The following is a 12,561-nucleotide window of genomic DNA, read 5'->3' on the forward strand; positions in this document are numbered from 1 at the left end:
GGGTGCGTGCCTAGCGGCGACGCGACCGACGGTCCTCCTTGACGTGCCCGCGGAACGTGCGGGTCGGGGCGAACTCGCCGAGCTTGTGCCCGACCATGGCCTCCGAGACGAAGACCGGGACGTGCTTGCGCCCGTCGTGCACGGCCAGCGTGTGGCCGAGCATGTCCGGGATGATCGTCGAGCGGCGCGACCAGGTCTTGATGACCGACTTGCGGTTCGAGTCGTTCAGCGCGTCGATCTTCTTGAGCAGGTGGTCGTCGACGAACGGCCCCTTCTTGACACTGCGTGGCATCGCTGTCTCCCTCCTGCTCTATCGCTTCTTGTTCTTGCCGGTACGCCGGCGGCGCACGATCATGCGGTCGCTCTCCTTGCGGCCGCGGGTGCGGCCCTCCGGGGTACCCGCCGGGTTCACCGGGTGGCGGCCACCGGACGTCTTGCCCTCACCACCACCGTGCGGGTGGTCGACGGGGTTCATCGCGACACCGCGCACCGTCGGGCGCTTGCCGCGCCAGCGGTTGCGGCCCGCCTTGCCCCAGTTGATGTTCGAGTGGTCGGAGTTGCCGACCTCGCCGATCGTCGCGCGGCAGCGCACGTCGACGTTGCGGATCTCGCCGGACGGCATCCGGAGCTGGGCGTACGGCCCGTCCTTGGCCACCAGCTGCACCCGGGCGCCGGCGGAGCGCGCGATCTTGGCGCCGCCACCGGGGCGGAGCTCGATCGCGTGCACCACGGTGCCGGTCGGGATGTTGCGCAGCGGGAGGTTGTTGCCCGGCTTGATGTCGGCGCGGACGCCGCTCTCCACCGCGTCGCCCTGGCCGAGACGCTCCGGCGCGATGATGTAGCGCTTCTCGCCGTCGGCGTAGTGCAGCAGGGCGATGCGGGCGCTGCGGTTCGGGTCGTACTCGATGTGCGCGACCTTGGCCGGCACGCCGTCCTTGTCGTTGCGGCGGAAGTCGATCAGCCGGTAGGCCCGCTTGTGGCCGCCACCCTGGTGCCGGGTGGTGATCCGGCCGGTGGCGTTGCGGCCGCCCTTGTTGTGCAGCGGGCGGATGAGCGACTTCTCCGGGTGGTCACGCGTGATCTCGGCGAAGTCCGAGACGCTCGCGCCACGCCGCCCGGCGGTCGTCGGCTTGTACCTGCGAATTCCCATGGTTGCTGACTCCCCTAGGCCCCGGGCCCGCCGAAGACGTCGATCGTCCGGCTCTCGGGCGTCACGGTGACGACGGCGCGCTTGGTGTCCTTGCGCTTGCCGTAGCCGGTGCGGGAACGCTTGCGCTTCCCCTCACGGTTGAGCGTGTTCACGCTCGCCACCGTCACGTCGAAGATCTCCTGCACGGCGATCTTGATCTGGGTCTTGTTCGCGTCCGGGCGCACCAGGAACGTGTACTGGCGCTCCTCGAGAAGGCCGTAGCTCTTCTCCGAGATCACCGGCGCGATGATGATGTCGCGCGGGTCCGCGATCACTGGTCGACCTCCTCGGCGCGCGCGGTGCGGGCGCTCACGAACGCGTCCAGCGCCGCCGACGTGAAGACCACGTCGTCCGCGCGGAGCACGTCGTAGGTGTTCAGCTGGTCCGGCGTCAGCAGGTGCACGGCCGGCAGGTTCGCGACGCTGCGGCGACCGGCCTCGTCGTCCCGGGCCACGACCGCCAGCACCGTGCGGTGCTCCCGGTCCGCCGTGATGACGCCGGCGAGGGCCGTCCGGGCGCCCTTGGTCGAGGGCGTGGCGCCGTCGACGAGCGCGGAGAAGACGTGGATCCGCTCGTGGCGGGCCCGGTCGGACAGCGCACCCCGGAGGGCGGCGGCCTTCATCTTCTTCGGGGTCCGCTGCGAGTAGTCCCGCGGCGTCGGCCCGTGCACGGTGCCACCGCCGGTGAACTGCGGGGCGCGGGTCGAACCCTGGCGGGCGCGGCCGGTGCCCTTCTGGCGGTACGGCTTCTTGCCGCCGCCCCGGACCTCGCCGCGGGTCTTCGTGTCGTGCGTGCCCTGGCGGGCCGCGGCGAGCTGCGCGGTGACCACCTGGTGCATCAGCGCGGTGTTCGCGGGCGCGTCGAAGAGGTCGCCGGGGAGCTCCGCGGTGCCGTCCGTGCCGCCCGTGGGCGTGTGGACGGTGACCGTGCGGGTCTCGCCGGTCGCGGCGCTCAGCTGCGCCTCGCGGCGCGCGGAGCGGCGGGCGTCGCCGGCGGAGAACCCGCGGCGGCGGGCGACCGCCAGCGTCGAGGTCGCGGCCTCGGTCGCCGACGAGGTGCCGGCGTCGACCGACTCGCCCGCGTCGGGGCCCTCGGTGTCGCTCACGCCCGGGGTGTGGCCGTCAGGCGTCGTCACTGCTGGTCACCGCCCTTCTTGGCAGCAGAGGTGACGAGGACCAGGCCGCCGCGCGGGCCGGGGACGGCGCCGCGGATCAGCAGCAGGCCCGCGTCGGCGTCCACGCCGTGGACGGTCAGGTTCTGCGTCGTGGTCTTGACGTTGCCCATCCGGCCGGCCATGCGCGTGCCCTTGAAGACACGGGCCGGGGTGGCGCAGCCACCGATGGAGCCGGGCGAGCGGTGCTTGCGCTGGGTGCCGTGGCTGGCGCCGAGGCCGTGGAAGCCGTGGCGCTTCATGACACCCGCGGTGCCCTTGCCCTTGCTGTTCGCCGTGACGTCGATGACGGCACCGGCGGAGAACACCTCGGCGGTGACCTCCTGGCCGACCTCGTAGGACGAGGCGTCCGAGGTGCGGAGCTCGACGAGGTGGCGCCGGGGCGTCACGCCTGCCTTGGCGAAGTGGCCGGCCTCCGGCTTGTTCACCTTGCGGGGGTCGATGGCGCCGAAGGCGATCTGGACCGCGTTGTAGCCGTCCACGGAAGGGGTCCGCACCTGCGTGACGACGCAGGGGCCCGCCTTCACGACGGTGACGGGGACGACGCGGTTCGCCTCGTCGAACACCTGGGTCATGCCGACCTTGGTGCCGAGCACGCCGCTCAGGCGCCGCTCGTTGCTGCGGAGAGGATCTGCAGACATGCCGGGCCTCACTGGATGTTGACGTCGACGCTGGCCGGCAGGTCGATGCGCATGAGCGCGTCCACCGTCTTGGGCGTCGGGTCGACGATGTCGATCAGTCGCTTGTGCGTGCGCATCTCGAAGTGCTCGCGCGAGTCCTTGTACTTGTGCGGCGAGCGGATGACGCAGTACACGTTCTTCTCCGTCGGCAGCGGCACCGGGCCGACGACGGAGGCACCGGTGCGCGTCACGGTCTCGACGATCTTGCGAGCCGACGCATCGATGGCCTCGTGGTCGTAGGCCTTGAGCCTGATGCGGATCTTCTGTCCCGCCATGGTGGCTTGCCGTTCCTCTTCTCGTCCTCGAACGATGCCGCACCGGCCCCGCGGCGGTCGTCCCGCGCGGCGACCCCGCGGACCTCCGGTCCACGCGGTCGGGCGTGTCGACGCCTCCGGCCGGTGCGCCCCGGACGCTCGTCGCTCCGCGGCCTCAGGCCCTCGCTGTGCGCTGACCCTCGCTGTTCATGGTGTGTCCGTCCCGCGGTCGCCCCTCCCGGGGCTCGCACGGCACGGTGGACGACGCCCTGGGGTGACGTCCGGTTCGTGCCCGGGTCCTCGACGGACCCCGCTCACGCCGGGGCGGTCGGCTCGATACCGATTGAGCCGACCGCCCGGGCAAGCAACCCCACCAGTGTCGCACGCGCCCGTGGGCGCCCCGACACCGGGGTGAGGGTCCTACTTGTGGATCTTCGTGACCTGGCCCGCGCCCACGGTCCGGCCACCCTCGCGGATGGCGAACTGGAGGCCCTCCTCCATGGCGATGGGCTGGATCAGCTGGACGGACATCTCGGTGTTGTCACCGGGCATGACCATCTCGGTGCCCTCCGGCAGCGTCACGACACCGGTGACGTCCGTGGTCCGGAAGTAGAACTGCGGGCGGTAGTTGTTGAAGAACGGCGTGTGCCGGCCGCCCTCGTCCTTGCCCAGGATGTAGACCTGGCCGTCGAACTCGGTGTGCGGGGTGATCGAGCCCGGCTTGCAGATGACCATGCCGCGCTCGACGTCCTCGCGCTTGATGCCGCGGACGAGCAGGCCGACGTTGTCGCCGGCGCGCCCCTCGTCGAGGAGCTTGCGGAACATCTCGATGCCGGTGGCGGTGGTCTTCGTCGACTTGGCCTTGATGCCGACGATCTCCACCTCCTCGTTCACCTTGACGATGCCGCGCTCGACGCGACCGGTGACGACGGTGCCGCGGCCGGTGATCGTGAAGACGTCCTCGACGGGCATGAGGAACGGCTTCTCGGTGTCGCGCTCCGGCGAGGGGATGGCCTCGTCGACGGCGTTCATCAGGCTGACGATGGCGTCGGCCCACTCGGCGTCGCCCTCGAGGGCCTTCAGGGCCGAGACGCGGACCACGGGGAGGTCGTCGCCGGGGAAGTCCTGCGAGCTGAGCAGCTCACGGACCTCCATCTCGACGAGCTCCATGATCTCCTCGTCGTCGACCATGTCGGCCTTGTTCAGCGCCACGACGATGTAGGGCACGCCGACCTGGCGCGCGAGCAGCACGTGCTCGCGGGTCTGCGGCATGGGGCCGTCGGTGGCGGCGACCACGAGGATCGCGCCGTCCATCTGCGCGGCACCGGTGATCATGTTCTTCACGTAGTCGGCGTGCCCGGGGCAGTCGACGTGCGCGTAGTGCCGGTTCTCGGTCTGGTACTCGACGTGCGCGATCGAGATCGTGATGCCGCGCTGACGCTCTTCCGGCGCCTTGTCGATCTGGTCGAACGCGGACGCCTGGTTGAGGTCCGGGTACTTGTCGTGCAGGACCTTGGTGATCGCGGCCGTCAGCGTCGTCTTGCCGTGGTCGATGTGACCGATGGTGCCGATGTTGACGTGCGGCTTGGTCCGCTCGAACTTGGCCTTCGCCACTGCTCTCGTCCTCCTGGACTTTCTGGGTCTGTCGTCGCCGGGCTCGGCGGTACGTCGGTCGTGCGGTCCTCTGGGTGGGCTGACGCCGGGCGGAGGACCCGAGGTGACTCCACGAGGCTAACGGGGACGGATCCCCCGCCTCACCGCGCCCCGTCGTCCCGGTCCGGGACGACGGGGCACGGCCGGGGTCACTCGCCGGTCGCCTTGGCGATGATCTCCTTGGCCACGCTGGCCGGGACCTCGCCGTACGAGTCGAACTGCATGGAGTAGTTCGCCCGGCCCTGGGTCTTCGACCGCAGGTCACCGACGTAGCCGAACATCTCCGAGAGCGGCACCACGGCCTTGACGATCCGGTTGCCGCTGCGCTCCTCCATGGCCTGGATCTGGCCACGGCGGGAGTTCAGGTCGCCGATGACGTCGCCCATGTAGTCCTCGGGCGTCGACACCTCGACGGCCATCAGGGGCTCGAGGATGGCCGGGTCCGCCTTGCGGGCCGCCTCCTTGAGCGCCATCGAGCCGGCGACCTTGAACGCCATCTCCGACGAGTCGACCTCGTGGTACTGACCGTCGAGCAGCGTCAGGCGCAGGCCCGTCATCGGGTAGCCGGCCAGCACGCCGTACTGCATGGCGTCCTGGGCGCCGGCGTCGACCGACGGGATGTACTCGCGCGGGACGCGACCACCGGTGACCTTGTTGACGAACTCGTAGAGCGCGCCGTCCTCGGACTTCTCCATCGGCTCGAGCGCGATGATGACGCGCGCGAACTGGCCGGAGCCGCCGGTCTGCTTCTTGTGCGTGTACTCGTACTTCTCCACCGGGCGGCGGATGGTCTCCCGGTAGGCCACCTGCGGCTTGCCGATGTTGGCCTCGACCTTGAAGTCGGACTTCATCCGGTTGACCAGCACCTCGAGGTGGAGCTCGCCCATCCCCTTGATGATGGTCTGGCCGGTCTCCTCGTCGCGGGCGACCTGGAAGGTCGGGTCCTCGTCGGTGAGCCGCTGGATGGCGGTGGAGAGCTTCTCCTGGTCGGCCTTCGACTTCGGCTCGATCGCGACCTCGATGACCGGGGTCGGGAACACCATCGACTCGAGGATGACCGGGTTCTGCGGGTCGCAGAGCGTGTCACCCGTCGTGGTGTCCTTGAGCCCGACGACCGCGTAGATGTGCCCGGCCATGGCCTCGTCGACCGGGTTCTCCTTGTTGGAGTGCATCTGGAAGACCTTCCCGATGCGCTCCTTACGGTCCTTCGTCGAGTTGATCATCTGCGCGCCCGAGGCGATCTTGCCCGAGTAGACGCGGATGTAGGTGAGCTTCCCGTAGAACGGGTGGCTCATGATCTTGAACGCGAGCGCCGCGAAGGGCTCCTCGGTCGTCGCGTGGCGCACGACCGGGGTCTCGCCGTCGAGCAGCGTCCCCTCGACCGGCTTCACGTCGACCGGCGCCGGCAGGTAGGCGATGACGGCGTCGAGCATGGGTTGCACGCCCTTGTTCTTGTACGCCGTCCCGCAGAGCACCGGGTTGTACTCGCTGGTCACCGTCACGGCGCGGATGCCGTGCTCGATGTCCTCGACGGAGATCTCCTCGCCGGCGAAGTAGCGCTCCATGAGCGACTCGTCGTTCTCGGCGATGGCCTCCATGAGGGCCTCGCGGTACTCGGCCGCCTTCTCGGCGTACTCGGCCGGGATCTCCTCGACCGTGTAGTCCTCGCCCTTGGAGACCTCACCGCGCCAGGTGAGGGCGCGCATGCGGACCAGGTCGATCACGCCGTAGAAGTCGGACTCGACCCCCATCGGCAGCTGCAGGACGAGCGGCTTCGCGTGCAGCCGGTCCTTGATGGTCTGCACGGTGAAGTAGAAGTCCGCGCCGAGCTTGTCCATCTTGTTGACGAAGCAGATGCGCGGGACGTCGTAGGTGTCGGCCTGGCGCCACACCGTCTCCGACTGGGGCTCGACACCCTCCTTGCCGTCGAACACGGCGACCGCACCGTCGAGGACGCGCAGGTTGCGCTCGACCTCGATCGTGAAGTCGACGTGGCCGGGGGTGTCGATGATGTTGATCTGGTGGTCTTTCCAGAAGGTCGTCGTCGCGGCCGACGTGATCGTGATGCCGCGCTTCTGCTCCTCCTCCATCCAGTCCATCGTGGCCGCGCCGTCGTGGACCTCACCGATCTTGTAGTTGATGCCGGTGTAGTACAGGATGCGCTCGGTCGTGGTGGTCTTGCCCGCGTCGATGTGGGCCATGATCCCGATGTTGCGGACCTTGCCCAGGTCGGTCAGCACGTCGCGTGCCACGGAATTCCTCTTCCTTGTCGGATCGTCGCCGCGGGTCTGGCGCGGCGGACCTGCGCGACATCGGGCGGCCCCCGACGGTTCTCACCGGGGGCCGGCCCGCGTCACCAGCGGTAGTGCGCGAAGGCCTTGTTCGACTCGGCCATCTTGTGGGTGTCCTCGCGGCGCTTGACCGCGGCACCGAGACCGTTCGAGGCGTCGAGGAGCTCGTTGGTGAGCCGCTCGACCATCGTCTTCTCCCGGCGGGCGCGCGCGTAGGTGATCAGCCAGCGCAGGCCGAGCGTGGTCGAACGACCGGCGCGCACCTCGATCGGCACCTGGTAGGTCGCGCCACCGACGCGGCGGCTGCGGACCTCGAGGGCCGGCTTCACGTTGTCCAGCGCCCGCTTCAGCGTGACGACCGGGTCGGCGCCGTTGCGCTCGCGGCAGCCCTCGAGGGCGCCGTACACGATGCGCTCGGCGAGCGACCGCTTGCCGTCGACGAGCACCTTGTTCACCAGCTGCGTCACCAGCGGGGCCCCGTACACGGGGTCGGACACCAGCGGACGCTTCGGAGCGGGTCCCTTGCGCGGCATGTCAGCCCTTGTCCTTCTTCGTCCCGTAGCGGCTGCGGGCCTGCTTGCGGTTCTTGACCGCCTGCGTGTCCAGCGCACCGCGGATGATCTTGTAGCGAACGCCCGGCAGGTCCTTCACACGACCGCCGCGCACGAGCACGATCGAGTGCTCCTGCAGGTTGTGGCCCTCGCCGGGGATGTACGCGGTGACCTCGATCTGGTTCGAGAGGCGCACGCGCGCGACCTTGCGGAGCGCGGAGTTCGGCTTCTTCGGGGTGGTCGTGTAGACGCGGGTGCAGACACCGCGTCGCTGCGGGCTGCCCTTGAGGGCCGCGGTCTTGGTCTTCTCGACCTTGTCCTCGCGGCCCCGGCGGACCAACTGCTGGATGGTGGGCATTCGTTCCTCTGGCTCGTGTCCTGCTTCGCTGTCTCGTCGGTGTCGGACCCCGGTCGCGGGGTCGGGCGTGTCGCTGAGAGCGTCCACGGCCCTCACACTCGACACCGCCGACGCACCCGGTCGTCGTCGGCGACGCCCGGACCGGGCGCAGCGCAACGACCCGATCGCGTCGGGCACCGGGTACGACGATACCCGGCGTTGACACGCGGGTTCGCAGGTGGGTCCGGATCCGCGTCCTCCCGGTGGAACCCGGGGCGCCCTCGACGGACCCTGCGTGCCCTCGAAGACCGACGGTGGATCTCCATATCGGGTCGCCGTACACGCGACTCCGAACGGGCTCGCCGCAGACTACACCAACGGCGCCTCGAGCAGTCACAACGCCGGCCCGCCGGTCGGCATTCCCCGGACCCGACCGTCCCCGGACAGCAGGACGCCCCCGCCCGGCGGAGCCGGACGGGGGCGTGGGTCGTGCGGGGTGCGCTCCGTCAGCGGTACTGACCGAAGTCGTAGTCGTCGAGCGGGACGGCCACGCCGCTGCCGCCGCCGAAGACGTCGGGCGAGTAGTACCCGTCGTCGTAGCTCGGCAGCGCGTACGCCGCGGCGCGCGCCTCCTCGGTGGGCTGCACCTGGATGTTCCGGTACCGGTTGATGCCGGTGCCGGCCGGGATGAGCTTGCCGATGATGACGTTCTCCTTCAGCCCCACGAGGCTGTCGGACTTCCCCTCGATCGCGGCGTTGGTCAGGATCCGCGTCGTCTCCTGGAACGACGCGGCCGACAGCCACGACTCGGTGGCCAGCGAGGCCTTCGTGATGCCCATGAGCACCGGACGCCCCGCCGCCGGGTCGCCGCCCTCGGCGACGACCTTGCGGTTCTGGCCCTCGAACTCGGCACGGTCCACGACACCGCCGGGCAGGAACTCCGTCGCGCCCGAGTCGATGATCGTCACCCGGCGCAGCATCTGCCGGACGATGACCTCGATGTGCTTGTCGTGGATCGACACACCCTGCGAGCGGTACACCTTCTGGACCTCGTCGACGAGGTGCAGCTGCACCTCGCGCGGGCCCATGACGCGCAGGATCTCGTGCGGGTCCGCGGTGCCCTCGAGCAGCTGCTGCCCGACGTCGACGTGGTCGCCGTCCTGCAGCGGACGCTCGGTGCCGTCCACAGTGAGGGTGGCGAGCCGCTGCCGCTTGGACAGCTTGTCGTAGACGACCTCCTCCGACCCGTCGTCCGGGATCAGGGTGATCTTCCAGAACTTCTCGCCGTCCTCGAGCTGCACCCGGCCGTCGACGTCGGCGATCGGCGCCTTGCCCTTCGGCACGCGGGCCTCGAAGACCTCCTGCACACGGGGCAGACCGGTCGTGATGTCCTCGCCGGCCACGCCACCCTGCTTGAAGGTACGCATGGTCAGCTGGGTGCCGGGCTCACCGATCGACTGCGCGGCGACGATGCCGACCGCCTCGCCGACGTCGACGAGCTGGCCGGTCGCGAGCGAGCGGCCGTAGCACATCGCGCAGACACCCTGGGCCGAGTCGCAGGTCAGGACGCTGCGGACACGGACCTTGTCGATGCCGTGGGCGATGAGCGAGTCGATCGCCTGCTGGCCGATGTCGCCGCCCTTGGCGAGGACGACCTCACCGCTCGCGTCGGTGACGTCGGACGCCGCGGTACGGGTGTAGACGCTGGTGTCGACGTGCACGTCGCGCTGCAGGGTGTCCCCGACGCGCTCCGCGATCGGCATCGGCACGCCGCGCTCGGTCCCGCAGTCGACCTCGCGGACGATGACGTCCTGCGAGACGTCGACCAGACGACGGGTCAGGTAGCCCGAGTCCGCCGTGCGGAGCGCGGTGTCGGCCAGACCCTTGCGCGTGCCGTGGGTCGAGATGAAGTACTCGACGACCGTCAGGCCCTCGCGGTAGTTCGCCTTGATCGGGCGCGGGATGAACTCGCCCTTCGGGTTCGCGACCAGACCCTTGATGCCCGCCAGCTGGCGGATCTGGGTCATGTTGCCGGCCGCGCCCGACTCGACGATGCGGCGGATGGAGTTGTCCTCGGGGAACTGGTCCTCCATCGCCTTCGCCACCTCCTCGGTGGCCTGGCCCCAGATGCGCACCATCTCGTCGTTGCGCTCCTGGTAGGAGAGCGCACCGCGCTGGTAGCGCTTGTTGACCTGCTCGGCCCGCTCCTCGTAGCCCTCGAGGATCTGGGCCTTGTTCGCGGGCACGACCACGTCGTCCATGGCGACCGTGACGCCCGAGCGCGTGGCCCAGTGGAAGCCGGCGTCCTTCAGCCGGTCCAGCGTCATGGCGACCTCGGTCATCGAGTACCGCTCGGCGAGGTCGTTGATGATCGCCGCCTGCCGCTTCTTCGGCAGCAGGTCGTCGACGAAGGGGTAGTCCTCGGGCAGGAGCTCGTTGAAGAGCACCCGACCCAGCGTGGTGTCCGCGAGCCACGGCGTGCCGGGCTCGTGGTCCTCGCCGACCATCCCCGGGCCGGGCACGACGTCCCCGGTCAGGCGGATGCGGCACGGCGCCTGCAGGTGCAGCGTCCCCAGGTCGTAGGCCATGATCGCCTCGGCCGGCGACGAGAACGCCCGCCCCTCGCCCTCGGCGCCCGGACGCTTGGTCGTCAGGTAGTAGAGCCCCGTGACCATGTCCAGTCGCGGCATGGCGAGCGGCTTGCCCGACGCCGGCGAGAGGATGTTGTTCGCCGACAGCATGAGGATGCGGGCCTCGGCCTGCGCCTCCGCCGACAGCGGCAGGTGGACCGCCATCTGGTCGCCGTCGAAGTCGGCGTTGAAGGCCTCGCACACCAGCGGGTGGAGCTGGATGGCCTTGCCCTCGACCAGCTGCGGCTCGAAGGCCTGGATGCCGAGGCGGTGCAGCGTGGGCGCCCGGTTCAGCATCACCGGGTGCTCGTTGATGACCTCCTCGAGCACGTCCCAGACCTGGCCGCGCTGACGCTCGACCATCCGCTTGGCGGACTTGATGTTCTGGGCGTGGTTGAGGTCGACCAGCCGCTTCATGACGAACGGCTTGAACAGCTCGAGCGCCATCTGCTTCGGCAGGCCGCACTGGTGCAGCTTGAGCTGCGGGCCGACCACGATGACCGAGCGGCCCGAGTAGTCGACGCGCTTGCCGAGCAGGTTCTGGCGGAACCGGCCCTGCTTGCCCTTGAGCAGATCGGACAGCGACTTGAGCGGGCGGTTGCCCGGCCCGGTCACCGGCCGTCCACGGCGGCCGTTGTCGAACAGCGCGTCGACGGCCTCCTGCAGCATCCGCTTCTCGTTGTTGACGATGATCTCGGGCGCGCCGAGGTCGATCAGTCGCTTGAGGCGGTTGTTGCGGTTGATGACCCGGCGGTACAGGTCGTTGAGGTCGGAGGTCGCGAAGCGGCCACCGTCGAGCTGCACCATCGGGCGCAGGTCCGGCGGGATGACCGGGACGCAGTCGAGCACCATGCCGCCGGGACGGTTGCCCGTGGCCTGGAACGCGGCGACGACCTTGAGCCGCTTGAGCGCGCGCAGCTTGCGCTGCCCCTTGCCCGAGCGGATGGTCTCGCGGAGGTTCTCCGCCTCGGCGTCGATGTCGAAGGTGTCCAGCAGCTTCTGGATCGCCTCGGCACCCATGGCACCGGTGAAGTAGTCCGCGTAGCGGTCGTAGAGCTCGCGGTAGAGCGACTCGTCCTGGATGAGCTGCCCGCGGTCGAGCTTGGCGAAGGTGTCCCACACCTCCTGCAGGCGGTCGAGCTCGCGCTGCGCACGGTCGCGCAGCTGGCGCATCTCGCGCTCGCCGCCCTCCTTGACCTTGCGGCGCACGTCGGACTTGGCGCCCTCGGCCTCGAGCTCGGCGATGTCGCTCTCGAGCTTCTGCGCGCGGGCCTCGAGGTCGTTGTCGCGCTGCGACTCGAGGCGCTTGCGCTCCCCGGCGATCTCGTTCTCGAGCGTGGAGAGGTCGTTGTGGCGCTGCTCCGCGTTCACGTCCGTGATGACGTAGGCCGCGAAGTAGATGATCTTCTCGAGGTCCTTCGGCGCGAGGTCGAGCAGGTAGCCCAACCGCGACGGGACGCCCTTGAAGTACCAGATGTGCGTGACGGGCGCGGCCAGCTCGATGTGGCCCATCCGCTCCCGGCGCACCTTGGCGCGGGTCACCTCGACGCCGCAGCGCTCACAGATGATGCCCTTGAAGCGGACGCGCTTGTACTTGCCGCAGTAGCACTCCCAGTCCCGCGTCGGACCGAAGATCTTCTCGCAGAAGAGTCCGTCCTTCTCGGGCTTGAGCGTGCGGTAGTTGATGGTCTCGGGCTTCTTGACCTCGCCGAAGGACCACTGCCGGATGTCGTCGGCGGTGGCCAGACCGATCCGGAGCTCGTCGAAGAAGTTGACGTCGAGCAAAGGTTCTCCCCTGGATGGGT

The 12,561-nt window shown here is 69.5% G+C and carries 11 protein-coding genes; all 11 read right to left on the reverse strand.

The genetic code is table 11. The features are described 5' to 3' along the window. Window positions 1–10 precede the first annotated feature (10 nt). Window positions 11–292, reverse strand: coding sequence for a 30S ribosomal protein S19 (gene rpsS, locus ACQPYX_RS27255; protein WP_018330910.1), 282 nt, complete (start codon window positions 290–292; stop codon window positions 11–13). A gap of 18 nt (window positions 293–310) precedes the next feature. Continuing rightward, window positions 311–1,150 (reverse strand): 50S ribosomal protein L2, encoded by an 840-nt coding sequence (rplB, locus tag ACQPYX_RS27260; protein ID WP_230755970.1) that lies wholly within the window; start codon window positions 1,148–1,150, stop codon window positions 311–313. 14 nt (window positions 1,151–1,164) lie between these two features. Beyond that, on the reverse strand, window positions 1,165–1,464 hold the full coding sequence (rplW, locus tag ACQPYX_RS27265; protein ID WP_433800427.1) for a 50S ribosomal protein L23: 300 nt from the start codon (window positions 1,462–1,464) through the stop codon (window positions 1,165–1,167). Further along, window positions 1,461–2,144: a 50S ribosomal protein L4 gene (gene rplD / locus ACQPYX_RS27270; RefSeq protein WP_433803813.1), complete on the reverse strand. Its 684-nt coding sequence runs from the start codon at window positions 2,142–2,144 to the stop codon at window positions 1,461–1,463. Before rplD ends, rplW begins: the two co-directional genes overlap by 4 nt. A 176-nt stretch (window positions 2,145–2,320) precedes the next feature. Then, window positions 2,321–3,001: a 50S ribosomal protein L3 gene (rplC, locus tag ACQPYX_RS27275; protein ID WP_230755974.1), complete on the reverse strand. Its 681-nt coding sequence runs from the start codon at window positions 2,999–3,001 to the stop codon at window positions 2,321–2,323. Between the two features lie 8 nt (window positions 3,002–3,009). Beyond that, a complete protein-coding gene (gene rpsJ, locus ACQPYX_RS27280) occupies window positions 3,010–3,315 on the reverse strand; it encodes a 30S ribosomal protein S10 (protein WP_018177839.1) in 306 nt (101 codons plus the stop codon). 399 nt (window positions 3,316–3,714) lie between these two features. Continuing rightward, window positions 3,715–4,908, reverse strand: a complete 1,194-nt coding sequence (gene tuf, locus ACQPYX_RS27285) for an elongation factor Tu (protein WP_230755976.1) — start codon at window positions 4,906–4,908, stop codon at window positions 3,715–3,717. A 188-nt stretch (window positions 4,909–5,096) separates the two neighbouring features. Then, complete coding sequence (gene fusA, locus ACQPYX_RS27290) at window positions 5,097–7,199, reverse strand: elongation factor G (protein ID WP_230755978.1); 2,103 nt, start codon at window positions 7,197–7,199, stop codon at window positions 5,097–5,099. A 101-nt stretch (window positions 7,200–7,300) separates the two neighbouring features. Further along, the gene (gene rpsG, locus ACQPYX_RS27295; protein ID WP_230755987.1) at window positions 7,301–7,771 is read right to left on the reverse strand and encodes a 30S ribosomal protein S7; all 471 of its coding nucleotides are present in this window, start codon (window positions 7,769–7,771) and stop codon (window positions 7,301–7,303) included. Window position 7,772: 1 nt separating this feature from the next. Beyond that, complete coding sequence (gene rpsL / locus ACQPYX_RS27300) at window positions 7,773–8,147, reverse strand: 30S ribosomal protein S12 (protein WP_018330902.1); 375 nt, start codon at window positions 8,145–8,147, stop codon at window positions 7,773–7,775. A gap of 485 nt (window positions 8,148–8,632) precedes the next feature. Further along, window positions 8,633–12,541, reverse strand: coding sequence for a DNA-directed RNA polymerase subunit beta' (locus tag ACQPYX_RS27305; protein ID WP_433800428.1), 3,909 nt, complete (start codon window positions 12,539–12,541; stop codon window positions 8,633–8,635). Between the last annotated feature and the right edge of the window lie 20 nt (window positions 12,542–12,561).

It is taken from the genome of Actinomycetospora sp. CA-084318, from assembly GCF_050955885.1.
Classification (GTDB): Bacteria; Actinomycetota; Actinomycetes; order Mycobacteriales; family Pseudonocardiaceae; genus Actinomycetospora.

Bases quoted from the DNA above. Each gene is read 5' to 3' on its own strand.
- rpsS (WP_018330910.1), bottom strand. From the start codon at position 292: ATGCCACGCAGTGTCAAGAAGGGGCCGTTCGTCGACGACCACCTGCTC.
- rplB (WP_230755970.1), bottom strand. From the start codon at position 1,150: ATGGGAATTCGCAGGTACAAGCCGACGACCGCCGGGCGGCGTGGCGCG.
- rplC (WP_230755974.1), bottom strand. From the start codon at position 3,001: ATGTCTGCAGATCCTCTCCGCAGCAACGAGCGGCGCCTGAGCGGCGTG.
- rpsJ (WP_018177839.1), bottom strand. From the start codon at position 3,315: ATGGCGGGACAGAAGATCCGCATCAGGCTCAAGGCCTACGACCACGAG.
- rpsG (WP_230755987.1), bottom strand. From the start codon at position 7,771: ATGCCGCGCAAGGGACCCGCTCCGAAGCGTCCGCTGGTGTCCGACCCC.
- rpsL (WP_018330902.1), bottom strand. From the start codon at position 8,147: ATGCCCACCATCCAGCAGTTGGTCCGCCGGGGCCGCGAGGACAAGGTC.